Annotated in this window: 17 protein-coding genes; 10 read left to right on the top strand and 7 right to left on the bottom strand. The window is 71.6% G+C overall.

Annotation, left to right across the window (positions count from 1 at the left end; translation table 11 throughout):
• Positions 1-10: 10 nt before the first annotated feature.
• The 5 genes from mtrB (at position 11) to ACZ7H1_RS23690 (ending at position 6,763) form a co-directional block, all read left to right on the top strand.
• Positions 11-2,071 carry an MtrAB system histidine kinase MtrB gene (gene mtrB, locus ACZ7H1_RS23710; RefSeq protein ID WP_470789387.1) on the top strand — a complete coding sequence of 687 codons (2,061 nt, stop codon included), beginning with the start codon at positions 11-13 and terminating at the stop codon, positions 2,069-2,071.
• Positions 2,061-3,932 (top strand): LpqB family beta-propeller domain-containing protein, encoded by a 1,872-nt coding sequence (locus ACZ7H1_RS23705; RefSeq protein WP_470789368.1) that lies wholly within the window; start codon positions 2,061-2,063, stop codon positions 3,930-3,932. The genes mtrB and ACZ7H1_RS23705 overlap by 11 nt, the downstream gene beginning before the upstream one ends.
• 99 nt (positions 3,933-4,031) lie before the next feature.
• Positions 4,032-4,793 carry a ComF family protein gene (locus tag ACZ7H1_RS23700; RefSeq protein WP_470789366.1) on the top strand — a complete coding sequence of 254 codons (762 nt, stop codon included), beginning with the start codon at positions 4,032-4,034 and terminating at the stop codon, positions 4,791-4,793.
• Positions 4,794-5,122: 329 nt separating this feature from the next.
• Positions 5,123-5,815 (top strand): ribosome hibernation-promoting factor, HPF/YfiA family, encoded by a 693-nt coding sequence (gene hpf / locus ACZ7H1_RS23695; RefSeq protein WP_470789364.1) that lies wholly within the window; start codon positions 5,123-5,125, stop codon positions 5,813-5,815.
• Between the two features lie 210 nt (positions 5,816-6,025).
• Complete coding sequence (locus ACZ7H1_RS23690) at positions 6,026-6,763, top strand: response regulator (RefSeq protein ID WP_470789363.1); 738 nt, start codon at positions 6,026-6,028, stop codon at positions 6,761-6,763.
• A gap of 15 nt (positions 6,764-6,778) precedes the next feature.
• On the opposite strand, the gene ACZ7H1_RS23685 is transcribed toward ACZ7H1_RS23690, so the two are convergent.
• Entirely contained in the window at positions 6,779-7,957 is a 1,179-nt protein-coding gene (locus ACZ7H1_RS23685; protein WP_470789361.1) for a winged helix-turn-helix domain-containing protein, read from the bottom strand.
• Positions 7,958-8,202: 245 nt separating this feature from the next.
• On the opposite strand from ACZ7H1_RS23685, the gene secA reads away from it, so the two are divergent.
• Positions 8,203-10,980 carry a preprotein translocase subunit SecA gene (gene secA, locus ACZ7H1_RS23680; protein WP_470789359.1) on the top strand — a complete coding sequence of 926 codons (2,778 nt, stop codon included), beginning with the start codon at positions 8,203-8,205 and terminating at the stop codon, positions 10,978-10,980.
• A gap of 329 nt (positions 10,981-11,309) precedes the next feature.
• Here the strand turns inward: secA and ACZ7H1_RS23675 are convergent, their stop codons facing one another.
• Positions 11,310-11,711, bottom strand: coding sequence for an Rv3235 family protein (locus tag ACZ7H1_RS23675; RefSeq protein ID WP_470789358.1), 402 nt, complete (start codon positions 11,709-11,711; stop codon positions 11,310-11,312).
• A gap of 258 nt (positions 11,712-11,969) precedes the next feature.
• Here ACZ7H1_RS23675 and ACZ7H1_RS23670 point away from each other — a divergent pair, with 258 nt between their 5' ends.
• The 3 genes from ACZ7H1_RS23670 to ACZ7H1_RS23660 all read left to right on the top strand — a co-directional run bounded on the left by ACZ7H1_RS23670 (position 11,970) and on the right by ACZ7H1_RS23660 (position 18,505).
• The gene (locus ACZ7H1_RS23670; protein ID WP_470789356.1) at positions 11,970-12,476 is read left to right on the top strand and encodes a DUF6912 family protein; all 507 of its coding nucleotides are present in this window, start codon (positions 11,970-11,972) and stop codon (positions 12,474-12,476) included.
• Between the two features lie 21 nt (positions 12,477-12,497).
• Positions 12,498-13,181 (top strand): HAD family hydrolase, encoded by a 684-nt coding sequence (locus ACZ7H1_RS23665; protein ID WP_470789355.1) that lies wholly within the window; start codon positions 12,498-12,500, stop codon positions 13,179-13,181.
• A 368-nt stretch (positions 13,182-13,549) separates the two neighbouring features.
• The gene (locus tag ACZ7H1_RS23660; protein WP_470789354.1) at positions 13,550-18,505 is read left to right on the top strand and encodes an NAD-glutamate dehydrogenase; all 4,956 of its coding nucleotides are present in this window, start codon (positions 13,550-13,552) and stop codon (positions 18,503-18,505) included.
• 73 nt (positions 18,506-18,578) lie between these two features.
• Here the strand turns inward: ACZ7H1_RS23660 and ACZ7H1_RS23655 are convergent, their stop codons facing one another.
• Together ACZ7H1_RS23655 and ACZ7H1_RS23650 are read right to left on the bottom strand one after the other, a co-directional pair.
• Complete coding sequence (locus tag ACZ7H1_RS23655) at positions 18,579-19,358, bottom strand: ABC transporter ATP-binding protein (RefSeq protein WP_470789353.1); 780 nt, start codon at positions 19,356-19,358, stop codon at positions 18,579-18,581.
• Positions 19,351-20,283, bottom strand: a complete 933-nt coding sequence (locus tag ACZ7H1_RS23650) for an ABC transporter permease (protein WP_470789352.1) — start codon at positions 20,281-20,283, stop codon at positions 19,351-19,353. Before ACZ7H1_RS23650 ends, ACZ7H1_RS23655 begins: the two co-directional genes overlap by 8 nt.
• Positions 20,284-20,447: 164 nt before the next feature.
• On the opposite strand from ACZ7H1_RS23650, the gene ACZ7H1_RS23645 reads away from it, so the two are divergent.
• Entirely contained in the window at positions 20,448-21,071 is a 624-nt protein-coding gene (locus ACZ7H1_RS23645; protein WP_470789351.1) for a TetR/AcrR family transcriptional regulator, read from the top strand.
• Between the two features lie 31 nt (positions 21,072-21,102).
• Here the strand turns inward: ACZ7H1_RS23645 and ACZ7H1_RS23640 are convergent, their stop codons facing one another.
• The 3 genes from ACZ7H1_RS23640 to ACZ7H1_RS23630 form a co-directional block, all read right to left on the bottom strand.
• Entirely contained in the window at positions 21,103-23,370 is a 2,268-nt protein-coding gene (locus ACZ7H1_RS23640; RefSeq protein ID WP_470789350.1) for a bifunctional glycosyltransferase/CDP-glycerol:glycerophosphate glycerophosphotransferase, read from the bottom strand.
• Positions 23,371-23,464: 94 nt separating this feature from the next.
• Positions 23,465-24,403, bottom strand: a complete 939-nt coding sequence (locus ACZ7H1_RS23635) for a carbohydrate ABC transporter permease (RefSeq protein WP_470789349.1) — start codon at positions 24,401-24,403, stop codon at positions 23,465-23,467.
• A complete protein-coding gene (locus ACZ7H1_RS23630; protein ID WP_470789348.1) occupies positions 24,400-25,713 on the bottom strand; it encodes a carbohydrate ABC transporter permease in 1,314 nt (437 codons plus the stop codon). Before ACZ7H1_RS23630 ends, ACZ7H1_RS23635 begins: the two co-directional genes overlap by 4 nt.
• Between the last annotated feature and the right edge of the window lies 1 nt (position 25,714).

Below are 25,714 nucleotides of genomic sequence, written 5' to 3'. Positions count from 1 at the left end.
CGGCAGGACCCTGCGGGGCGGCCGGCTGCTCCAGGAGAGAGCGCCCGGCGGCCCCGTGCTGAGGCTTTTCGTACGGTGGCTGCGCCGGCCCCTGCTGCCCGCCGTGCGCCTGTGGCGGCGCAACCTCCAGCTGCGGGTGGTCGCCGGCACGCTGCTGATGTCGCTCGGTGTGGTCCTGCTGCTCGGCTTCGTCGTCATCGGTCAGGTCAACAACGGCCTCCTCGCCGCGAAGGAGGAGGCCGCGTTGAGCCAGGCCGGCGGCGGATTCGCGGTCGCACAGGAGAAGGCCAACACTCCTCCGCTCGGTGACGGCCAGGACGGCGGACCCGCCGACGGCAAGACCGGGCGCAACGCCACCGCGTGGATGAACGACCTCGTCGAGGCGCTGTCCAGCGGCGGGCAGAGCGCGTTCAGCGTCGTCGCCCTCGGCGCGGGTACGGGCGACACCGGGTCCGGCGTGCGCGGTGCGCGCGCGTCGGGCGGGGTGGACCCCGCCGCCAGCATCCCGAACGCCCTGCGGCGCGACGTCGACCAGGGCAGCGGCGCGTACCTGACGTTCTCGTCGATCCGCTACAGCGAGGGCGAGGGGAAGCAGGCCGAGCCCGCGCTCGTCGTCGGCAAGCGGCTGACGGACATCAACGGCGACCCGTACCACCTGTACTACCTCTTCCCGCTCACGCAGGAGGAGGAGTCGCTGACCCTCGTGAAGACCACCCTGGCGACGGCCGGGCTGTTCGTGGTCGTGCTGCTCTGCGCCATCGCGTGGTTCGTCGTGCGCCAGGTCGTCACGCCCGTGCGGATGGCGGCGGGGATCGCCGAGCGGCTGTCGGCCGGGCGGCTCCAGGAGCGGATGAAGGTCACCGGCGAGGACGACATCGCCCGGCTGGGCGAGGCCTTCAACAAGATGGCCCAGAACCTCCAGCACAAGATCCAGCAGCTGGAGGACCTGTCCCGGATGCAGCGGCGGTTCGTCTCCGACGTCTCGCACGAGCTGCGGACGCCGCTGACGACCGTGCGGATGGCGGCGGACGTCATCCACGACGCCAAGGAAGACTTCGACCCGGTGACCTCGCGCTCCGCCGAGCTGCTCGTCGGGCAGCTGGACCGGTTCGAGTCGCTGCTCGCCGACCTGCTGGAGATCAGCCGGTTCGACGCGGGCGCGGCCGCGCTGGAGGCGGAGGCCATCGACCTGCGGGACGTCGTACGCCGCGTCATCGACGGGGCCGAGCCGCTGGCCGAGCGCAAGGGCACCCGGATCCGGGTGCTGGGCGACGCCCAGCCGGTGGTGGCCGAGGCCGACGCCCGGCGGGTCGAGCGGGTGCTGCGCAATCTCGTCGTCAACGCCGTCGAGCACGGCGAGGGCCGGGACGTGGTGGTCAGGCTGGCGTCCGCCGGCGGGGCCGTCGCGGTCGCCGTGCGCGACTACGGCGTGGGGCTCAAGCCGGGCGAGGCGACCCGGGTCTTCAACCGGTTCTGGCGGGCGGACCCGGCGCGGGCCCGTACGACCGGCGGTACCGGCCTCGGGCTGTCGATCGCCGTCGAGGACGCCCGGCTGCACGGCGGCTGGCTGCAGGCCTGGGGCGAGCCGGGCGGCGGCTCGCAGTTCCGCCTGACCCTGCCCCGTACGGCGGACGAGCCGTTGCGCGGCTCCCCGATCCCGCTGGAGCCGGAGGACTCGCGGGCCGCGCGGGCGCGTGCCCAGGCGGAGGCCGAGGCGGCGCAGGCGGCGGCCGGCGGGCGGATCGGCGGCCTGCCGGTCCAGCCGGGCGGCGAGCGCGGTGCGGCCGGGAGGGATCCGATACCCCCGCGCACGGTGGCCGCGGCCGCGGTGCCGGCGGATCCGACGGCGCTGCCGGGCAGCGGTGCGCGGGTGGTGGCCAGGCCGGCGGGCGCCGGGGATGCGGCGGGAGCGGCGGACGCGAAGGGTGCGGCGGGCACGGTCGGCGACGGGAAGTCAGCCGACGCGCAGGGCAACGGTGTGGGGGCCGCTGGCGCGGCGAAGGCCGGTACGACGACGAAGGCGTCCGGTGCGGACCGGGCGGACGGGGAGGACTGCGCAGGTGGACGCTGAGTTCGAGGGCGGGGCCCGGCCCCGTACCGGCAACCGGACCCTGCGCGCCTCCGGGGCGCTGGGCTGCGGCGCGCTCCTGCTCGCCGGGTGCGCCTCGATGCCCGACAGCGGGGAGATCCGCGCGGTGGAGGCCTCCCGCGGGGTCGACTCGCAGATGCGCGTCTACGCCGTGCCGCCGCCGGACAAGGCCTCGCCGTTCGAGATCGTCGACGGCTTCCTGGAGGCGATGACCAGCGACGACCCGCAGCTGGCCACGGCCCGCCAGTACCTGACGAAGGAAGCGGCGAAGAAGTGGCAGCCGAGCGCGGGCATCACCGTGCTCTCCTCCGGGCTCAGCAGCCGCCAGATCCCGCCGGCCCGCGGACCGGAGAAGGAACCCCTGGGGAAGCAGTTCCGGCTGACGGGCACGCGGCTCGCCACGGTCGACGGGCGCAGTGCGTACCAGCCGGAGACGGGCAGCGGGCGGTACGAGGCCGACCTCCAGCTCGTCGAGAAGGACGGGCAGTGGCGGATCGCGGTGCTGCCGGACGGCCTGGTCCTGGGCAAGTCCGACTTCCAGCGCATCTTCAAGTCCGTGAACAAGTACTACTTCGCGTCGGGGATGCTCGTCGCGGACCCGGTGTACGTGCGCCAGCGCCAGGACCCCGAATCGCGCATGGACCCCATGACGCAGACGGTGAAGTCGCTGCTCGCGGGCCCCTCGTCCTGGCTCGACCCGGTGGTCACGTCGAGCTTCCCGACCGGCACGGCCCTCAAGGAGGGCACCCGGACGCTGACGTACGACGAGAAGAACACCCTGAAGGTGCCGCTCAACGACAAGGCCGAGAACGTCGCCGGCCGGCAGTGCGAAAAGATGGGCACGCAACTGCTGTACACGGCCCGGGACCTGACCTCCTCGCGGGTGGCCCGGGTGGAGCTGCTGCGCACCGACGGCTCGCCGCTGTGCAGGGTCGACCTGACCTCGGCGCAGACCAACCGCTTCTCGGGCACCACGCAGCACCAGTACTACGTCGACACCGACCACCGGCTCGTCCAGATGCAGTTGAACCCCGGCAGCGCGGCCGACGCCGACGGTGCGGATGGCGAGGAGCCGCCGCGGGCGGCCGAGCAGGTGCCCGGCCAGCTCGTCGGCTCCGGCCTCAAGGTCGGCACGGCCGCCGTGGCGCACGACGAGCGGCGCGCGGCGGTGGTGACCCAGAACGGTCACGAGCTGTACGTGCTCTCGCTGACCACCGGCGGACCGGTGGGCGAGCCCGCGCTGAAGAGTGCGTCGAACAAGCTCTCGGCGCCGAGCTGGGACGCGCTGGGCGACCTGTGGGTGGCCGACCGCAATCCCGCGGACCCGGCGCTGTGGCTGCTGCCCGGCGGGACCGGCAAGCCGCAGAAGGTCGAGGTGGCCGGGCTGGACGGCGGCCGCATCGAATCGCTGCGGGTGTCCTCGGACGGCGTGCGGATGGCCCTGCTGGTGTCCAAGGGCGAGCGAAAGACACTGCACATCGGACGGATCGAGCGGCCGGAGGGCAGGGCGGAGGACGGCCTGGTCTCCGTGCGCGAACTGCGTCCCGCGGCCCCGCAGATGGAGCAGGTCACGGCGATGTCCTGGGCCTCGCGCGGACGGCTGCTGGTGGTCGGCCGGGAGGCCGGCGGCCTGGTGCAGGCCCGGTACATGCAGGCCGACGGGTCGGTCGTGGTGTCCGGCAGCCTGTCGGGAGCGACGGGCGTGAGTGCGATCGCGGCCTCCGAGGACGAGCGGCTGCCGGTGGTGGCCTTCTCGGACGAGGACGGGATCGTGTGGCTGCCGCAGGGCGCGCAGTGGCGGACGGTCGCGGTGCCCGGCCGGGCACCGGTCTATCCGGGCTGATTCCGCGGACCGCCCCGCACGGGGCAGCGTGTTGTCCACAGCGCCCCGCCTGTCCACAGGCGGGGCGCTGTGTTTCTTTCCGGTGGCGACACTGGAGCCATGCGGGGGTGGTGGCAGGAGCTCGCCGGGCTGGTGCTGCCGGTGGCCTGTGCCGGGTGCGGCCGCCCGCGGGCCGTGCTGTGCGAGGTGTGCCTGGGGGCGCTGCACGGGTCCGGGCCGCGGCGGGTGCGGCCCCGGCCGGAGCCGGCCGGACTGCCGGTGGTGCATGCGGCCGCCGGATACGGCGGCGCGGTACGGGACGTCCTGCTGGCGCACAAGGAGCGCGGGGCGCTCGCGCTGGCGGGGGCGCTGGGGTGTGCGCTGGCCGGGGCGGTGCGCTCCGTGGCGCCGGGGCACGGGCCGGGGGAGGTCGTCCTGGTGCCCGTTCCCTCGGCGCGCCGGGCCGTGCGGGCGCGCGGGCACGATCCGGTGCGCAGGATCGCGCTGGCGGCTGCGGCGGAGCTGCGCAGGGCCGGGGTTCCGGCGCGGGTGGCGGGGGTGCTGCGGCAGCGGCGCGCGGTGGCCGACCAGGCGGGGCTGGGGGCCCGGGAGCGGCTGTCGAACATGGCCGGGGCCCTGGAGGTACGGCCCGGTGGTGCGGGGCTGCTGGAGGGCCGTTCCGTGGTCCTGGTGGACGACCTCATGACGACCGGTGCATCCCTGGTGGAGGCGGCGCGGGCGGTGGGGTGCGGGGGCGGTGCCGGCAGCGGCGGGCAGGCTGCTGCCGGGGCCGTTCCGAGGACGCCGTACGGGGGATTCGGAGGGCTGCATGCTGCTGTCGTCGCGGCGAGTTCGGATTCCTTCGAAAACAATTGGAACTGATCGGATTCGAGCATCGTTGCAGGTGGTAGGAGGGAAGACACACCTGATCGGAGGTACGTTCCAGTAGCGGGTGCCGACAACCGGCCTGGCGAGATATGTTCGGTTGTAAGGAAATGGCGAGCCTTGGGCCCCACGTATCGGAACGCGCTCTTCGGAATCTTCGTTCAGAAGGTGTCTCTCGACTCCGAAGTCGGTGGGGTGTAGATCTTGCCGATGGGGGAGGAGGAGGTGGAAGTCGCCAAGTCCGAGGCTCCGGTGCTCACCGGGGTCTGGTGCGAAAGGGAGACGCTTCGCCGGCGAGGCGGAGCAATCCGGGAACGGAGTTCTGCGTGGACATCGTCGTCAAGGGCCGCAAGACCGAAGTGCCCGAGCGGTTCCGCAAGCACGTGGCCGAGAAGCTGAACCTGGAGAAGATCCAGAAGCTTGACGCCAAGGTGATCAGCCTGGACGTCGAGGTGTCCAAGGAGCACAACCCGCGTCAGGCCGACCGTTCCGACCGGGTGGAGATCACCCTCCGTTCGCGAGGTCCGGTGATCCGGGCGGAGGCCGCCGCGACCGACGCGTACGCGGCGCTTGACCTGGCCCAGGAGAAGCTTGAGGCCCGACTGCGGAAGCAGCACGACAAGCGCGGCACACGCCGCGGCAACGGCAGGCTTTCGGCCGCCGACGTCGTCGACGTCGTACCGGACGCGGCGTACCTGAACGGAAACGGTGAACTCGCTCCGGAAGAGGCCGGGGACAAGATCCCGACCACGAGGATCGGCTCGCTCGAGGTGCAGGGCGAAGGCCCGCTCGTCGTCCGCGAGAAGACCCACTCGGCCACACCGATGACGCTCGACCAGGCGCTGTACGAGATGGAACTGGTCGGGCACGACTTCTACTTGTTCGTCGATGCCGACACGAAGCAGCCCAGCGTCGTCTATCGGCGTCACGCCTACGACTACGGCGTCATTCACCTGAATGCCGACAGCGCGTCCACCTCGGAAGAGGCGCGGGGCGCCGGCGGAGCACTCGGGGGCTGACCACCGGCCGGTCTCGTAGAGAAAATCGCACACCCTGACGAGTGCCCCCGGGAGCGCCTCGTGCGCCCCCGGGGGCGTCCGTATGCAGCCACAGTCTCACCGACATGTCACTCGGGCATGGAATCATGGCGGCCAGTCAACCGGCGTGCGCGGGAATCCGGTTGGTGCAGCACTTGAACTTCGGGGCCACGGCCTTCAGGGGGAGGAACGATGGCGGACAGTTTCGGACCGGTGCGGGACGGGAGCAGCGACGCCTCCGACGCAGACTGCCGCCCGGGTCCGGGCGGCGAGCCGATCCGGGTGCTCGTCGTGGACGACCACGCCCTCTTCCGCCGGGGGCTGGAGATCGTCCTCGCCCAGGAGGAGGACATCCAGGTCGTCGGTGAGGCGGGCGACGGCGCGGAGGCGGTGGACAAGGCCGCGGACCTGCTGCCCGACATCGTTCTGATGGACGTGCGCATGCCCCGGCGGGGCGGCATCGAGGCCTGCACCTCGATCAAGGAGGTGGCCCCCTCCGCGAAGATCATCATGTTGACCATCAGCGACGAGGAAGCCGACCTCTACGACGCGATCAAGGCCGGTGCCACCGGGTACCTGCTCAAGGAGATCTCCACGGACGAGGTGGCCACGGCCATCCGGGCCGTCGCCGACGGGCAGTCGCAGATCAGCCCGTCCATGGCGTCGAAACTCCTCACCGAATTCAAGTCGATGATCCAGCGCACCGACGAGCGCCGGCTGGTGCCGGCGCCCCGGCTGACCGACCGGGAGCTGGAAGTGCTCAAGCTGGTGGCGACCGGAATGAACAACCGGGACATCGCCAAGGAGCTCTTCATCTCCGAGAACACCGTGAAGAACCACGTCCGCAACATCCTGGAGAAGCTGCAACTGCACTCCCGGATGGAGGCCGTGGTCTACGCGATGCGCGAGAAGATCCTCGAAATCCGCTGACGCCGGCGGGGGCCCTCAGCCGAGCCCGGCGAGCTCGCTCGTCAGCGCGGCCGCCTCCGCCGGGGACGCGGCGCGCTCGATCCGGACGTCGTCGCAGCCCACCCACTCGGCCGCCTCCCGCAGCGCCTGCGCCATCGGCAGGGCGGCCTTGGGGGACTCCAGCGAGACCTGTCGGGCCACGAGCGTGCCGCCCTCCCGGGCGGGGTCCACCCGCCCCAGCAGCCGTCCGCCCGACAGCAGGGGCATGGCGAAGTACCCGTGGATCCGCTTCGGCTTGGGGACGTACGCCTCCAGGCGGTGCGCGAAACCGAAGACCCGCTCGGTGCGGGCCCGGTCCCAGATCAGGGAGTCGAACGGCGACAGCAGGGTAGTGCGGTGCCGCCCGCGCGGCGCCGAGGCCAGCGCCTCCGGGTCGGCCCAGGCGGCCTTCGGCCAGCCCTCCACCTCGACCGGCACCAGGCCGGAGTCGGCGATCACCGCGTCGACCTGCTCGCCCTTGAGCCGGTGGTAGTCCGCGAGGTCGGCCCGGGTGCCGACGCCCAGCGACTGGCCCGCCAGCGCGACCAGGCGGCGCAGGCACTCGCGGTCGTCCAGGTCGTCGTGCAGGAGGTGCGCCGGGATGGCCCGCTCGGGGAGGTCGTAGACGCGCTTCCACCCGCGGCGCTCGGTGCAGACGACCTCGCCGAGGTCGAGCAGCCACTCCACCGCGATCTTGGTCTCGGACCACTCGAACCACTCGCCGCCGTTCTTCGCGCCGCCGAGTTCCGTGGAGGTCAGCGGGCCGTCGGCGGCCAGCCGGTCCAGCACGGCCTTCGTCGAACGCTCTTTGTCCGCCAGAACGTGCCAGCGGTGCCCGCGGGCATGCCGGGCCCGGCGCCTGAAGGCGAAATGCGGCCATTCTTCGATCGGCAGGATGCACGCCGCGTGGGACCAGTACTCGAAGGCGTGCGCGTCGGACCAGTAGGCCGCCTCCACGGCGGACCGGCCGACCGCACCCAGGCGTGCGTACGGAACCAGTTCGTGTGAGCGCGCCAGCACCGAGATCGTGTCCAGCTGGACCGCGCCCAAGTGCCGGAGCATGCCGCGGACCCCGCCGCGGCGGTCGGGCGCTCCCAGGAACCCCTGCGCGCGCAGGGCTATCCGGCGGGCGTCGTCGGCGGACAGGGACACGCTCGGCGCAGTCAGAGTGGTCATGGCCGAACCCTAGATCCCGGCACTGACAGGGGTGAAGGCGAACACTTTTCGGGAGAACTGCGCGAGACACGGCACCTTCCATGCCCCCCGTACGTTCTCATTCCGGGCGCCAGGTGCCCCGGGGCGACGGCGGACCTCCCGGCGCGACCACGTCCTCGCTTACGATGGCCGTTGCGGTGGGGCCCACCTGCCGTGCCCGTGTACGAACCAGTGCTCAGGCCCGACCGGCAAGGAGACCAGCCCCAGTGTCCGTCTTCAACAAGCTCATGCGTGCAGGCGAAGGCAAGATCCTGCGCAAACTGCACCGCATTGCGGACCAGGTCAACTCCATCGAAGAGGACTTCGTCAACCTCTCCGACGCCGAGTTGAGGGCGCTCACGGACGAATACAAGGAGCGCTTCCAGAACGGCGAGAGCCTGGACGACCTGCTGCCCGAGGCGTTCGCCACGGTGCGCGAGGCCGCCAAGCGCGTCCTGGGCCAGCGCCACTACGACGTCCAGATCATGGGCGGCGCCGCCCTGCACCTCGGCTACGTGGCCGAGATGAAGACCGGTGAGGGCAAGACCCTCGTCGGCACCCTGCCCGCTTACCTGAACGCACTGTCCGGCAAGGGCGTCCACCTCATCACGGTGAACGACTACCTGGCCGAGCGAGACTCCGAGCTGATGGGCCGGGTCCACAAGTTCCTCGGCCTGGAAGTCGGCTGCATCCTGGCGAACATGTCGCCGGCGCAGCGCCGCGAGCAGTACGGATGCGACATCACGTACGGCACGAACAACGAATTCGGCTTCGACTACCTGCGCGACAACATGGCGTGGTCGAAGGACGAGCTCGTCCAGCGCGGCCACAACTTCGCCGTGGTCGACGAGGTCGACTCGATCCTCGTCGACGAGGCCCGGACCCCGCTGATCATCTCGGGCCCGGCCGACCAGGCCACCAAGTGGTACGGCGACTTCGCCAAGCTGGTCACCCGCCTGACCAAGGGCGAGCCCGGCCAGCCCCTCAAGGGCATCGAGGAGACCGGCGACTACGAGGTCGACGAGAAGAAGCGCACCGTCGGCATCCACGAGTCCGGTGTCGCCAAGGTCGAGGACTGGCTCGGCATCGACAACCTCTACGAGTCGGTGAACACCCCGCTCGTCGGTTACCTGAACAACGCCATCAAGGCGAAGGAACTGTTCAAGAAGGACAAGGACTACGTCGTCATCGACGGCGAAGTCATGATCGTCGACGAGCACACCGGCCGTATCCTCGCCGGCCGCCGCTACAACGAGGGCATGCACCAGGCGATCGAGGCGAAGGAAGGGGTGGACATCAAGGACGAGAACCAGACCCTCGCCACGATCACCCTGCAGAACTTCTTCCGCCTGTACTCGAAGCTGTCGGGCATGACCGGTACGGCCATGACCGAGGCCGCGGAGTTCCACCAGATCTACAAGCTCGGCGTCGTCCCGATCCCGACCAACCGCGACATGGTCCGCAAGGACCAGCCGGACCTGATCTACCGCACCGAGGTCGCGAAGTTCGCCGCCGTCGTCGACGACATCGCGGAGAAGCACGAGAAGGGCCAGCCGATCCTGGTCGGCACCACCTCGGTCGAGAAGTCCGAGTACCTCTCGCAGCAGCTCTCCAAGCGCGGCATCCCGCACGAGGTGCTGAACGCGAAGCAGCACGACCGCGAGGCCTCGATCGTCGCCCAGGCCGGCCGCCGCGGTTCGGTCACGGTCGCCACGAACATGGCCGGCCGCGGTACCGACATCAAGCTCGGCGGCAACCCCGACGACCTCGCCGAGGCGGAGCTGCGTCAGCGCGGCCTCGACCCGGAGGAGCACATCGAGGAGTGGGCGCACGCCCTGCCCGAGGCGCTCCACAAGGCCGAGGCGGCCGTGAAGGCCGAGTTCGAAGAGGTCAAGGAGCTCGGCGGCCTGTACGTCCTGGGCACCGAGCGCCACGAGTCGCGCCGTATCGACAACCAGCTCCGCGGCCGTTCCGGCCGTCAGGGCGACCCGGGCGAGTCCCGCTTCTACCTGTCCCTGGGCGACGACCTGATGCGCCTGTTCAAGGCGCAGATGGTCGAGCGCGTGATGGCGATGGCGAACGTCCCCGACGACGTCCCGATCGAGAACAAGATGGTCACGCGGGCCATCGCGTCCGCCCAGTCGCAGGTCGAGACCCAGAACTTCGAGACGCGTAAGAACGTCCTGAAGTACGACGAGGTCCTCAACCGCCAGCGTGAGGTCATCTACGGCGAGCGGCGCCGCGTCCTGGAGGGCGAGGACCTCCAGGAGCAGGTCCGCCACTTCATGGACGACACCATCGACGCCTACATCCAGGCGGAGACCGTCGAGGGCTTCGCTGAGGAGTGGGACCTGGACCGGCTGTGGACCGCGTTCAAGCAGCTCTACCCGGTGAAGGCGACCGTCGACGAGCTGGAGGAGGCGGCGGGCGACCGCGCCGGCATCACTGCCGAGTTCATCGCGGAGACCGTCAAGGACGACATCCACGAGCAGTACGACGCGCGGGAGAAGCAGCTCGGCTCCGACATCATGCGCGAGCTGGAGCGGCGCGTGGTTCTGTCGGTGCTGGACCGCAAGTGGCGCGAGCACCTGTACGAGATGGACTACCTGCAGGAGGGCATCGGCCTCCGTGCCATGGCGCAGAAGGACCCGCTGGTCGAGTACCAGCGCGAGGGCTTCGACATGTTCAACGCCATGATGGACGGCATCAAGGAGGAGTCCGTCGGCTACCTGTTCAACCTGGAGGTCCAGGTCGAGCAGCAGGTCGAGGAAGTTCCGGTCGCCGACTCGGTGCCGGCGCAGGACTCCCGCCCGGAGATCCGTGCCAAGGGCCTGGACGCGCCGCAGCGGCCGGACCGGCTGCACTTCTCCGCTCCCACGGTGGACGGGGAGGGCGGGGTCGTCGAGGGCGACTTCGGCGACACCGTGCCGGAGGGTGACGGGATGACGCGGGCGGAGCGTCGTAAGGCGCAGAAGGCTGCCGGGGGGCGGCGGCGGAAGAAGTAACGCCGCTTGCGCGTCTTTGAGCCGAGAGGCTGGGCGGGGCCCGTCACCCTGGTGGGGTGGCGGGCCCCGCCGTTTCGCTCCGCTGGGGTGGGGCGGGGTGGCTTTCCCCACCCCGCCCCTTCCCGAAACCGCGTGGCGACGCGGACCGCCCGGGGCTGCGCCCCGGACCCGCCGGGTGCACGGGCTGCGCCCGGCACCCCTCCCGGGGCTCCGCCCCGGACCCCGCGCCTCAAACGCCGGCGGGGCTGAGATTGCTCGGGGTCGCCGGCGGGGCTGAGGTTGCTCGGGGTCGCCCGCGGGGCTGAGATTGCTGGGGGGACACGGCGGGACTAGTCCGGGCAGGGGCGGGGGGCGATTTCTACTGCGGCGCAGCGCCAGCGGAGGTCGGGGCCCTGTTCGAGGCGGAAGGCCATGGCGCTGACGCGGTCGCCCGTGCCGATGCGGGCGAAGGCCTCGATGACGCCCTGGGTGGGGTGGGAGAGGCCGCAGTGGCGGATCAGCGGGCTCAGGCGGTCCGGTGAGCGGAGCGGGGCTCCGGGGGCCAGCGCGACGAGCTGTTCGTAGGCGTCGCCGATGGTGTGGCCCAGCATCCAGTGGACCGGGCGCCGGCCGCTCAGGACGGCCAGGAGCCGTTCCGCGAACCAGTAGTGCGGCTTGATCTGGCGCGGGACGCGCGGGTACGCAGGCGGGCGGCGCTGGTCGTGGCGTCCGGAAGGCCGGGTCCTGTTCATGGATCCCCTTGATGTACCGGGCGGTAACTTGGTCGGGGATCTTGTACGGGCACGGCGGAGCCCGGCGCAATCGGCCGTCCGGGGTCGCCGGGCGCCGGGCGGAGTTCACCTATCAGAGTGAGGTCGGCGGCTCCGGCGCTGGTCAGAGGGCCACCGGCCGGTAGCGCGGTGGACGGGGGCCCGTACGGGGGCAACAGCCCGAAGGGGGACCGGCAGCCGTATCCTGAGTCCGTTCCCGACTACGGAAAGCGGCCGGCCATGCGCGTGTACGTCCCCCTGACCCTCACCGGCCTCGCCGAGGCGCACAAGGCGGGCGAGCTCGGCCCGGCCCCGCTGTGCGCCTACGCCGTGACCCCCGCCCTGCGCGAGTGGTACGTCTCGGACGACATCGAGGAGCTGGAGTACGCGGCCCTCGGCCGGGCGGCCGTGGCCTCCCTGCGGCTCCTCGCCGGCGAGCCCGCCGCCGCCCGCCGCCGTGTGGTCGTCGCCGCCGACATCCCGGACGCGGCCGCCGCCGCCGTCGCCGTGACCGACGAGGCGACTCTCGGCCAGGTCACCGTCGAGGGCGCGATCCGGCTGACCTCCGCGGGCGCCGTGCACGCCGACGCCGACGACACCGAGGCAGTGGCCGACGTCGCCGCCGCGGCCGCAGCAGTGGCGGCCGCCGACGGGGGTGACGACGACGCGCAGGCGGTCGTGGAGGCGGCCGAGGAGCACGAGCTGCTCTGGTTCGGGGTGCAGGAAATCCCCCACCTGATCCGCTGACCGGCCGGGTACCGTCCTCGTATGGGGATTCGCAAGGGAACGCACGAACCGCACGAACCGCACATCGTGTGGGACTGGAACGGCACGCTGCTGCACGACATCCACGCCGTGATCGACGCGACGAACGCGTCGTTCGCGGAGCTCGGCTTCGAGCCGATCACGCTGGAGCGCTACCGCGACCTGTACTGCGTCCCCGTGCCCCGCTTCTACGAGCGCCTCATGGGCCGGCTGCCCACCGACGCCGAGTGGGTCGTCATGGACGAGGCGTTCCACCGGCACTACTGGGCGTTCGCCGAGCACACCGGGCTCGCCGAGGGCGCCCGTGAACTGCTCAGCGGCTGGCAGGCGGAGGGGCGTACCCAGTCGCTGCTGTCGCTGGCACCGCACGAGCGGCTGCTTCCGCTGGTGCGCTCCCACGGCATCGACCGGCACTTCCTGCGCGTGGACGGCCGGACCGGCCCCTCGCACACCTCCAAGGCGGGCCACCTCGTACGCCATCTCCAGGCCCTGGAGGGGGTCGTGGCGGCCCGTACGGTCCTGATCGGGGATGCGGTCGACGATGCCCTGGCGGCCGCGCACGTGGGCGCACGGGCGGTCCTGTACACCGGTGGTTCACACAGCCGCAGCAGCCTGGAGGCGGCGGGTGTGCCCGTCGTGGACACCCTCGCGGAGGCGGTTCACACCGCACGAGAACTGGCTCAATAGTCACTCGAGACTCTTCGCGGCCCGCGTCGCTGTCCAGAGTGTCAAAGTTCCCCCCCTGGTTTTGTACACATACAGCTCATGACGTGCCGGGGGGAGGTGGGGATAGCCTGGACCCGTGATCAGCGCGATATTCATCGGGGGCGCCGAAGCCCCCGGCCTGCGCCCGGCGCGTCTCCGCGCCCGGGCTGTCGCTGGTCCCCTTCGCCGGAACCGGCAGCCGAGGAAGTCGATCTTGGCTGATTCTGTTCCGGCGTTTTCCTTTTACGGCATAGCGTCGGGCCCGGAGACGGACACCCTGCGTCGCGGCGCTACGTCGATCAATCCTTCACCTACGTCACGCAACGGCGCGCGACAGGAGCCATGAGGACATGCAGACCAAGCTGGACGAAGCAAAGGCCGAGCTGCTCGCACGGGCGGCCCGGGTAGCTGAGAACAGCCCGGCCGGGGGGCTACTTCCGACTGGGTCCGAGCAGGCGGAGCGTCCCGACCAGGACACCGTGCTCTCCTACCTCCAGCGCTACTACCTGCACACCGCGCCCGAGGACCTCGGCGACCGGGACCCGGTCGACGTGTTCGGCGCCGCGCTCTCGCACTACCGGCTGGCCGAGCACCGCCCGCAGGGAACCGCGAACGTGCGCGTCCACACCCCCACGGTCGAGGAGAACGGCTGGACCTCCAGCCACTCGGTCGTCGAGGTGGTCACGGACGACATGCCGTTCCTCGTCGACTCGGTGACGAACGAACTCTCCCGCCAGGGCCGTGGCATCCACGTCGTGATCCACCCCCAGGTCGTCGTCCGCCGCGACGTCACCGGCAAGCTGATCGAGATCCTCGGCTCCGACTGCGACGCGCACGGCCCCCGCACCGAGCGCCCCCACGACTCCCTCGTCGAGTCCTGGATCCACGTCGAGATCGACCGCGAGACCGACAAGGCCGACCTCAAGCAGATCAACGCCGATCTGCTGCGCGTCCTGTCCGACGTGCGCGAGGCCGTCGAGGACTGGGAGAAGATGCGCGACGCCGCGCTGCGCATCGCCGACGGCCTGCCCGACGAGCACACCGCCCCCGACCTGCGCGAGTACGAGCTCGAAGAGGCCCGCGAGCTGCTGCGCTGGCTCGCCGACGACCACTTCACCTTCCTCGGCTACCGCGAGTACAACCTGGTCGACGGCGACGCCCTCGCGGCCGTCCCGGGCACCGGTCTCGGCATCCTGCGCTCCGACCCGCAGCACAGCGGCAAGGACGACGGCCACCACGGCCACCCCGTCTCGCCGTCCTTCAACCGGCTCCCCGCCGACGCCCGCGCCAAGGCCCGCGAGCACAAGCTGCTCGTCCTGACCAAGGCCAACAGCCGCGCGACCGTGCACCGCCCCAGCTACCTCGACTACGTCGGCGTCAAGAAGTTCGACGCCGAGGGCAACGTCGTCGGCGAGCGCCGCTTCCTCGGCCTGTTCTCCTCCGCCGCGTACACGGAGTCGGTGCGCCGCGTCCCCGTCATCCGCCGCAAGGTCGCCGAGGTCGTCGAGGGCGCCGGTTTCTCGCCGAACAGCCACGACGGCCGCGATCTGATGCAGATCATGGAGACGTACCCGCGCGACGAGCTGTTCCAGACCCCGGTAGACCAGCTGCGCGCCATCGTCACCTCGGTGCTGTACCTCCAGGAGCGCCGCCGGCTGCGCCTGTACCTGCGCCAGGACGAGTACGGCCGCTACTACTCCGCCCTCGTCTACCTGCCGCGCGACCGCTTCACCACCGGCGTCCGGCTGCGCCTGATGGACATCCTCCGCGAGGAGCTCGGCGGCACCAGCGTCGACTTCACCGCCTGGAACACCGAGTCGATCCTCTCCCGGATCCACTTCGTCATCCGCGTCCCGCAGGGCACGGAGCTGTCCGTCCTCACCGACAGCGACGTCGAGCGCCTGGAGGCCCGCCTCGTCGAGGCCGCCCGTTCCTGGGCCGACGGCTTCCAGGAGGCCCTGGTCGCCGAGCTCGGCGAGGAGCGCGCCGCCGAGCTGCTGCGGTGCTACGGCAGCGCCTTCTCCGAGGGCTACAAGTCCGACCACTCCCCGCGTGCCGCGGTCGCCGACCTGGTCCACATGGAGAAGCTGAAGGCCAGCGACCGGGACTTCGCGCTCTCGCTGTACGAGCCCGTCAGCGCGGGCCCCGGCGAGCGCCGCTTCAAGATCTACCGCCAGGGCGAGCAGGTCTCCCTGTCCGCCGTGCTGCCCGTGCTCCAGCGCCTCGGCGTCGAGGTCACCGACGAGCGCCCGTACGAGCTGCGCAGCACCGACCGCACACCCGCCTGGATCTACGACTTCGGCCTGCGGATGCCCGCCGGAACGTCCAACGGCGACCTCGGCGACGGGGCCCGCGAGCGCTTCCAGGACGCCTTCGCGGCCGTCTGGAAGGGCGAGGCGGAGAACGACAACTTCAACAGCCTGGTCCTCGGCGCCGGGCTGACCTGGCGCCAGGCCGTGGTGCTGCGCGCCTACGCGAAGTACCTGCGCCAGGCCGGCTCCACCTTCAGCCAGGACTACATGGAGGACACCCTCCGCAACAACGTCCACACCACCCGGCTGCTGGTCTCGCTCTTCGAGGCGAAGATGTCCCCCAGCCGCCAGGCCGCGGGCACCGAGCTGATCGACGCCATGCTGGAGGAGCTGGACGGGGCCCTGGACCAGGTCGCCTCGCTGGACGAGGACCGCATCCTGCGGGCCTTCCTCACCCTCATCAAGGCGACGCTGCGCACCAATTTCTTCCAGACGACCGGTGACGGGCAGCTGCACTCGTACGTCTCGATGAAGTTCGACCCGCAGGCCATCCCGGACCTGCCGGCGCCCCGCCCTGCCTTCGAGATCTGGGTCTACTCGCCGCGCGTCGAGGGCGTCCACCTGCGCTTCGGCAAGGTCGCCCGCGGCGGCCTGCGCTGGTCCGACCGGCGCGAGGACTTCCGTACGGAGATCCTCGGCCTGGTCAAGGCGCAGATGGTCAAGAACACCGTCATCGTGCCGGTCGGCGCCAAGGGCGGCTTCGTCGCCAAGAACCTGCCCGACCCGTCGGTGGACCGCGACGCCTGGCTGGCCGAGGGCATCGCCTCGTACAAGATCTTCATCTCGGCGCTGCTCGACATCACCGACAACATGGTCGGCGGAGAGGTCGTGCCGCCGAAGGACGTGGTCCGCCACGACGAGGACGACACCTACCTCGTCGTCGCCGCCGACAAGGGCACCGCGACCTTCTCCGACATCGCCAACGGCGTGGCGGACTCGTACGGCTTCTGGCTCGGCGACGCCTTCGCCTCCGGCGGCTCGGCCGGCTACGACCACAAGGGCATGGGCATCACGGCCCGCGGCGCCTGGGAGTCCGTCAAGCGGCACTTCCGCGAGCTGGGCCACGACACCCAGACCGAGGACTTCACGGTCGTCGGCGTCGGCGACATGTCCGGCGACGTCTTCGGCAACGGCATGCTGCTCTCCGAGCACATCCGCCTGGTCGCCGCCTTCGACCACCGGCACATCTTCATCGACCCGACGCCGGACGCGGCCGTCTCCTACGCCGAGCGCCGCCGCCTGTTCGAGCTGCCGCGCTCCTCGTGGGCCGACTACAACACCGAGCTGCTGTCCGCGGGCGGCGGCATCCACCCCCGTACCGCGAAGGCCATCCCGGTCAACGCGCAGATGCGGGCGGCCCTGGGCATCGAGGCCGGCATCGCCAAGATGACCCCGGCCGAGCTGATGCAGGCCATCCTCAAGGCGCCGGTCGACCTGCTGTGGAACGGCGGCATCGGCACCTACGTCAAGGCCGGCAGCGAGTCCCACGCCGACGTGGGCGACAAGGCCAACGACGCCATCCGCGTCGACGGCGCCGACCTGCGCGTCAAGGTCGTGGGCGAGGGCGGCAACCTGGGCCTGACCCAGCTGGGCCGCATCGAGTTCGCGCGCCACGACGGCAAGGTCAACACCGACGCCATCGACAACAGTGCGGGCGTGGACACCTCGGACCACGAGGTGAACATCAAGATCCTGCTCAACTCCGTCGTCGCGGACGGCGACATGACGGTCAAGCAGCGCAACAAGCTCCTCGCCGAGATGACCGACGAGGTCGGCCGGCTGGTCCTGCGCAACAACTACGCGCAGAACACCGCCCTGGGCAACGGCATCGCCCAGTCCGCCAGCCTGCTCCACGCCCAGCAGCGCTTCATGCGCCGCCTGGGCCGCGACGGCCAGCTCGACCGCGCGCTGGAGTTCCTGCCCAACGACCGCCAGATCCGCGAACTGCTCAACACCGGCAAGGGCCTGACCCAGCCCGAGCTCGCGGTGCTCTTCGCCTACACGAAGATCACCGCCGCGGACGAGCTGATCGCGACCGGCCTGCCGGACGACCCGTACCTGCGGCGCCTGCTGCTCGCGTACTTCCCGCAGGCCCTGCGCGAGCGGTTCCCCGACCAGATCGACTCGCACGCGCTGCGCCGCGAGATCATCACCACCGTCCTCGTCAACGACGCGGTCAACACCGGCGGCTCCACGCTGCTGCACCGCCTCCGCGAGGAGACGGGCGCCTCGCTCGAGGAGATCGTGCGCGCGCAGCTCGCGGCCCGCGAGATCTTCGACCTGGCCCCGGTGTGGGACGCGGTCGAGGCCCTGGACAACGAGGTCGCGGCCGACGTCCAGACCCGGATCCGGCTGCACTCGCGGCGGCTCGTCGAGCGCGGCACCCGCTGGCTGCTCAACAACCGCCCGCAGCCGCTGGAGATCACCGAGACCATCGACTTCTTCAGCGAGCGGGTCGCCCAGGTCTGGGCCGAGCTGCACAAGCTGGTGCGCGGCGCGGACCTCGAGTGGTACCAGCTGGTCCTGGACGAGCTGACCGAGGCGGGCGTGCCGGACGAGCTGGCGGCCAAGGTGGCCGGCTTCTCCTCCGCCTTCCCGGCGCTCGACATCGTCGCGATCGCGGACCGCACGGGCAAGGACGCGCTGGACGTCGCCGAGGTGTACTACGACCTCGCGGACCGGCTGGACATCACGCAGCTGATGGACCGGATCATCGAGCTGCCGCGGGCCGACCGCTGGCAGTCGATGGCCCGTGCCTCGATCCGCGAGGACCTGTTCGCCGCGCACGCGGGCCTGACCGCCGAGGTCCTGTCCGTGGGCAACGGCACCTCGACTCCCGAGCAGCGCTTCAAGGCCTGGGAGGACAAGAACGCCGCCATCATCGGCCGCGCGCGGACCACGCTGGAGGAGATCCAGGGGTCGGACGACTTCGACCTGGCGAACCTCTCGGTGGCGATGCGCACGATGCGGACGCTGCTGCGCACGCACAGCTAGCAGGGCCGTACGGCACGAGGAGGGCCCGGACCGTGCGGTCCGGGCCCTCCGGCGTGCGCGGGAGCGCTGCGGGTCACTTCCCGCCGAAGGCCTCGTACGCGTCGCAGACCTCCGCGGTGGGCCCGTCCATCCGCAGGACGCCGGACTCCAGCCAGATCGCGCGGTCGCAGGTCTCCCGGATGGTGCCGATGCCGTGGCTGACCAGGAAGACCGTGCCGGCCTCCTTGCGGAGCTCCTCGATGCGCTGCCGGCTGTGGCGCTGGAAGCGGGCGTCGCCGGTCGCCAGCGCCTCGTCGATCATCAGCACCTCGTGGTTCTTCGCGGCGGCGATCGAGAAGCGCAGCCGGGCCGCCATGCCGGAGGAGTAGGTCCGCATCGGCAGCGAGATGAAGTCGCCCTTTTCGTTGATCCCGGAGAAGTCGACGATGTCCTGGTAGCGGTCGCGGACCTGCTGCTTGGACATGCCCATCGCGAGGCCGCCGAGGAGGACGTTCCGCTCGCCGGTCAGGTCGTTCATCAGGGCGGCGTTGACACCGAGCAGGGAGGGCTGGCCGTCCGTGTAGACCCGGCCCGAGGCGGCCGGGAGCAGGCCGGCGATGGCCTTGAGCAGGGTGGACTTGCCCGAGCCGTTGGAGCCGATGAGTCCGATGGCCTCGCCCTTGTACGCCGTGAAGCTGACGCCCTTGACGGCGTGCACCTCGCGGACGCCGGGGGTGGACTTGCGGGAGAAGATCCGGCTCAGGGCGGAGGTGGCGCTGCCGCGGCCACCGGCCGAGCCCTGGACCTTGTAGACGACGTGGACGTCGTCGGCGATGACGGTGGGTACGCGGTGGGTCGTGCCGGTGTCAGCCACGGCCGTAGGCCTCCTCTGCCTTCCAGAAGTAGACGAATCCGCCGATGCCGGCCAGCAGGGCCCAGCCCGCGCCCAGGAGCCAGGCGTGGTGGGGGAGCTGGTGGGCGTGGTAGCCGTCGAGGAGCGCGAAGCGCATCAGGTCGATGTAGAGGGCGGCCGGGTTCCACTGGAACGCCAGCATCACCGCGTGGGGCACGTGGTGGCTCTGCAGGGTCGTGCCGATGTTCCACATCACGCCGGAGAAGTACATCCAGGTCCGCAGGACGAACGGCATCAGCTGGCTGACGTCCGGGGTCTTGCTGCCGATGCGGGCCATGGCCATCGCGCAGCCCGCGCAGAAGACGGCGAGCAGCAGCAGGGTGGGGAGGACCAGCAGCCAGGACGCCCGCGGCGGCTGCCCGAAGGCGATCAGGATCAGCGCCAGGGCGCCCATCGTGACCAGCAGCTGCTGGAAGAGCTGGACGACGGTGGACAGGGGCAGCGAGGCGCGCGGGAACTGCAGGGCCCGGACCAGGCCGAGGTTGCCGGAGACCGCCCGGGTGCCGGAGTTGAAGGCGCTGCTGAAGAAGTCCCAGACGAATACGCCGATGACCAGGTACGGGATGAACTGGGGCGTGTTGTGGGTCTGGTTGAGGATGACCCCGAAGATGAAGTAGTAGACGGCCGCGTTGAGCAGCGGGGTCATCAGGTGCCACACCTGGCCGAGCCGGGCGGTGCTGTACGTCGCGCTCATCCGGGCGTTGGCGAAGGTGGTGATGAACTGCCGTCTGCCCCACAGCTCGCGGGTGTACGCCGCCAGGGACGGCCGGGCTCCGCTGACGCGCAGGCCGTGGGCCGCGGCCAGGCGGGCCGCCTCCTCGGATGCCGGTCCCGGTCGGGACGGGGCGGGGGCGCTCGCGGGCGGGGGTGCGGTCGTCACGCTCACTCGGGTCGCTTTCGACGGGGGCACGGGGCGGTCGCAGGGGGAGCCGCGACGGGGACGACGGAACGATGGGACGGGTCCGTACCGTCGTCGCGTGCAGACTAGGCCGTTCTGACGCCGGAACGCAACCGTATCGTCGTAACGTAAGCGCCCGGTATGCTCGGGCCATGACCACCACCCCTGCCACCCCGCCCGGTCCGCGGCGCGCCCCCGCAGGCGCCGCCGTACTGCGCGAGGACGTTACCGAGGCGATCCGCGCGGCCGTCTTCGAGGAGCTGGCGGCCGTCGGGTTCTCCCGGATGTCGATCGAGGCGATCGCCCGCCGCGCGGGCGTCGGCAAGACCGCCGTCTACCGGCGCTGGCGCTCCAAGCTCCACCTCGTCCTGGACCTGGTCTCCGCCTTCGCCGCCCAGGGGCTGCCCGCGCCCGCCACGGGATCGCTGTACGGCGACGTCCGCGCGCTGCTGGAGGTCATGGCCCAGCTGCTGCGCCACCCGCTGGCCTCCCAGGTCATCCCGGACCTGCTGGTCGAGGCCGCCCGCAACCCGGACATCGCCGAGGCGGTCCGGGACGTCCTGCTGCGCAGCGAGACGGAGATCGCCGGCGAGGTCGTACGGGCCGCCGCGGCCCGCGGCGAGCTGCCCGCGGACACCGATCCCGAGCGGGCCCTCGACCTGGCGATCGGGCCGCTGTACTGGCGCCTGGTCGTCGTCCGCGGCGAGCTCCCGGCGGGCTACCTCGACGACCTGGCCCGCTCGGTCGTCGCGGGCCTCGGCGCACCGCGCACCTGACCCGGCCGCCGCACGATCCGGCGGTGACCGCTCAGTCGTGCGTCAGCCGGTCGAAGCCGCGCAGGCCGCGCCGCTGCTGGGACGGCGCGGTCACCGCAGCCGCCGGCGCGGCCGGAGCCGGCCGGCGCTCCTCCAGCGGGACGAAGGCCGGCAGCCCGGCCTTCTGCCCCAGGAACACCCGGCGCACCACCCGCTCCGCCGCGAACCCGTCGTCGTACTGGCAGAACCGCGCGCGGAACGCCGACCGCAGCTGCGCGGACCGCGAACCCTTCCAGTGGCCCGTCGCGAAGATGTCGACGAGCTCGTCCTCGGTCCGGGCGATCGCCCCCGGGGGAGCGGACCGCAGGTCGAAGTACGTGCCGCGGGCCGCCTCGTAGGCCTCCCAGTCGTCCGCGTGGATCACGATCGGCCGGTCCAGGGACGCGTAGTCGAACATCAGCGAGGAGTAGTCCGTCACCAGCGCGTCCGACGCCAGGCAGAGCTCCTCCACCGACGGGTGCGCGGAGACGTCGACGAGCCGCGGGTGGGCGTCACGGCTCAACGGCCCGCTGCCGTACGTGAGGTGCGCCCGGGCCAGGATCGTGAAGCGCGGCCCCAGATCGCGCAGCACCCGCTCGAAGTCCAGGTGGTCGGGGCAGCTGCGCCGGTAGTCGCGGTGGGTGGGCGCGTACAGGATCGCCGTGGTGCCGGGCGCGATGCCCAGCCGCTCGCGCAGCTCCAGCACCTCGGCGGCGCCGGCCCGCTGGAACACGTCGTTGCGCGGGTAGCCGTACTCCAGCGTCGTGTACCCGGACGGCAGCGCCTTCTCCCACACCAGCGTGGAGTGGCGGTTGGCGGAGAGCAGATAGTCCCACTGGTCGGCGCCCCGCAGCAGGGACGCGAAGTCGGCCGTCGGGGTGGCCGCCGGGCGGTCCAGCAGGTCGAGGCCGACCCGCTTGAGCGGCGTGCCGTGCTGGGTCTGCACCAGGATCTGGCCCCGCCGCTTGACCAGTCCGCGGTCGAAGTTGACGTTGGTGACCAGGTACCTGGCCCGTGCCAGCGCGGTCCAGTAGGCGCGCGAGCCCGGCCGCAGCCGGGCCGTGCCCGCCGGCAGGGTCGCGTCGTGCTCGGGGCCGCAGATCCAGGCCGTGCGCACCCGCGGCGCCAGCTCGCGCACCTTCTCCTCGATGGCCGCCGGGTTGCAGGCGTAGCCGCCGTGCCAGTACGCGCTGAAGACGGCCAGCTCGGAGCGGAGCGGCAGCCGCCGCTGGAACCGGTAGTGCAGGAGCAGCAGGCCCGCGCGCAGGGCGCGCCCGAGGGACCGCAGGCGCCGCCCGAGGCCCAGCGCGGCCGCCCGTACGGCGGCGACCGCGCGGTACGAGCGGGGCGTGCCCAGCCGCATCAGCGCGTGCCGGAGCCGGGCGACCGGCGCCGGGGCGGCGCCGCGGACCCGGTAGCGGCGCAGCTGGGCGCGGGCGCGGCGGAAGTACTCGGCGCGGGAGCCGCGCGGCAGCCGGCCCCGGGAGGAGAAGAGCCGGGTGTGGTGGTCGGCCATCCGCCGGTAGAGCAGCGGCCGCCACCGGTCGAGCGCGGGCCGCGCGTCGAGGAAGGCGAAGAGCCGGTCGTACTGGTTGAAGATGTCGAAGTGGCGGCGCGTGGTCGTGGTCATGATCGAGCCGGTGCGGCGCTGCCGGTAGTGGACGCACACCCGGTCCAGGACCGCGATGGACTCGGCGGTCAGCAGCACCGGCGCGGTCCACGGGGTGTCCTCGTAGTACCCGGGCGGGAAGGCGAAGGCCTCGCGCTCGATGAACTCCCGCCGGTACGCCTTGTTCCAGACCACCATCAGCACGCCGAGCAGGGCGGGCCGGTCCTCGACGCGGAAGGTCGCCGGGCCGTCCTCGTGGAGCCGGTGCGCGAGCTGGTTGCGGATGAACTCGCCGGTCCAGTACGTCCGCGCGTAGTCGTACACGAGGACGTCGGGCCCGCCGGTCGCCTTGAGACGGTCGTCGATGGCCTGGAGGGCGCCGGGGGCGAGGGCGTCGTCGCTGTCGAGGAACAGCACGTAGTCGCCGGTGGCCCGGGCCAGCCCGGCGTTGCGGGCCGGGCCCAGACCGGCGTTGTGCGGCAGGTGGACGGCCGTCACGCGCGGATCGCGCGCCGCGTAGTCGTCGATGATCGAACCGCAGGCGTCCGGGGAGCAGTCGTCGACGGCGATCAGTTCCAGGTCCGGGTACGACTGGGACAGGACGGAGTCGAGACTCTCCTGGAGGTACGCCTGGACCTTGTACGCGGGCACGATGACGCTGAACCGGGGCACGTCACATCCAGGGGTCGGGCGCGGGCATATTGCCCAGGAACCCCTGGTGCGGTGATCGGGTTACGCGCCCTGCCGCCATCCGGGTTACGCAGCGTCACTTCACCGCACCGGCCATCACCCCCGTGACGAACTGCCGCTGGAACGCGAAGAAGACGATCAGCGGGACGGTCATCGACAGGAACGCGCCCGGCGCCAGCACGTCGATGTTGTTGCCGAACTGCCGTACCTGCTGCTGGAGGGCGACCGTCACCGGCGGGCTGGTGGAGTCCGCGAAGACCAGGGCGACCAGCATGTCGTTCCACACCCACAGGAACTGGAAGATGCCGAGCGAGGCCAGCGCCGGACCGCCCAGCGGCAGCACCACCCGTGTGAACAGGCGCAGTTCGCCGGCCCCGTCGAGCCGGGCCGCCTCCAGCAGCTCGCGCGGGATCTCCGCGAAGAAGTTCCGCAGCAGGAAGACCGCGAACGGCAGCCCGAACGCCGTGTGGAAGAGCACCACCCCGGCCGTGGTCTCGAACAGCCCGATCGTGCCGAACAGTTCCGACACCGGGATCAGCGCCACCTGGACCGGGACCACGAGCAGCGCGACCACCACCAGGAACAGCGCGTCGCGGCCGGGGAACTCCAGCCAGGCGAAGGCGTATCCGGCGAACGCCCCGAGCAGCAGCACCAGCAGCGTCGCGGGCACCGTGATCAGGACCGTGCTCAGCAGCGAGCCCGTGATGGTGTCGTTGGAGAGCAGGGAAGAGTAGTTCTCGGCGGTCAGCCGGGACGGCGCGGTGAGCACCTGCCACCAGCCGCCGGAGTTGAGGTCGGCGGGGGCCAGGAACGACGACAGCAGCAGCCCGACCGTGGGCACCAGCCAGAACAGCGCGGCCAGCAGCAGGAAGACGCGCAGCGCGCCGCCCGCCGCCCTCCCGCCGATCCGCGCCGCGAGCCGGGCGCGCCGCGTGCGCTGCGAGCCGTGCGGGCCGCGCTCGCCCTGCGTGCCTCGCGTGCCTCTCCTGCCGTGCGCGCCTCTCCTGCCAGTCATCGGGGCGCCCCCTTCCGCATCCGGCGGATGTTGTAGAGCATCACGGGCAGCACCAGCAGCAGCAGGAGCACGGCGATCGCGGAGCCGACGCCCTGGTCCGCGTCCGTTCCGAACGACGTCCGGTACAGCTGGAGCGCCAGGACGTTCGCGTCGTCCTGCACCGAGCCGGGCGCGATGACGAAGACCAGGTCGAAGATCTTCATCACGTTGATCACCAGCGTGACCAGCACCACCGCGAGCACCGGCGCCAGCAGCGGCACCGTGATCCGGCGGAACACCTGCCACTCGTCCGCCCCGTCCACCCGCGCCGCCTCCAGCAGCTCCCGGGGTACGGCCGCCAGCCCGGCCCCGATCAGCACCATCGCGAAGCCCGCCCACATCCACACGTACGCACCGATGACCGCCGGGGTGACCAGCGTCGGGCCCAGCCACTCCACCCCTGCGTACGGCTCGGCGAAGTTCGCCGCGGGCAGCCGCAGCAGCGCGCCGTCGGCCTTCGCGGACAGGGTGAACGTGCCGTCGGAGCGGGCCCGAGCCGAGTCCACCACCCGGCCGTCCCGCACGGCCTCGATCCGGATGCCGGCGTATCCCGGCTCGCGCGCGTCCACGGCGTTCGGCCGCCCGCCGCCGCCCCGGGCGAAGTCCTGCCAGGCGGTACCGGTGACCGCACCCGGGTCCGGGGCCGCCGCACGGGCGGGACGGGTGTCCTCGGGCAGCTGGTCGGGCGCCACCCCGACCAGCGGCAGCAGCACCGGGACCCCGGCCCGTACCGGCTCCTTCGTCAGGTACGCGCCCCCGCCCGCCGGGGCCAGCGGAGAGTCCCGGCCGGGGCGGGCCTTCGGGAACGCCGAGGACGGCGCGAACGTGTCGTGCACCCCCACCCAGACGGCATTGGCGACCCCCCGGTCCGGGTCCTGCTCGTAGACCAGGCGGAAGACGATGCCCGCCGCCAGCATCGAGATCGCCATCGGCATGAACACCAGCAGCTTGAACGCGGTGCCCCAGCGGACCCGCTCGGTGAGCACCGCGAAGACCAGGCCGAGGGCGGTCGCGACGGCCGGCGCGAGCACCACCCACACCGCGGTGTTGCGCAGCGCGGTGCGGATGGCGTCGTTCGTGAACAGCTCGGTGTAGTTGTCCAGCCCGGCGAAGGACGTGCCGGACCGGTCGAACAGGCTCCGGTAGACCGAGTAGCCGATGGGGTGGACGACCAGCGCGCCGAGCAGCAGCAGCGAGGGCAGCAGGAAGGCCGCGGCGACGGTCTGCCGGCGCCTGCGCTCCCGCTGCACCGGGCGATTCGGGGACGCCACC

It is taken from the genome of Streptomyces sp. NPDC037401 (genome assembly GCF_055602345.1).
The sequence above is the reverse complement of the archived record's forward strand: the minus strand, read 5'-3'. Positions and strand labels throughout refer to the sequence as shown.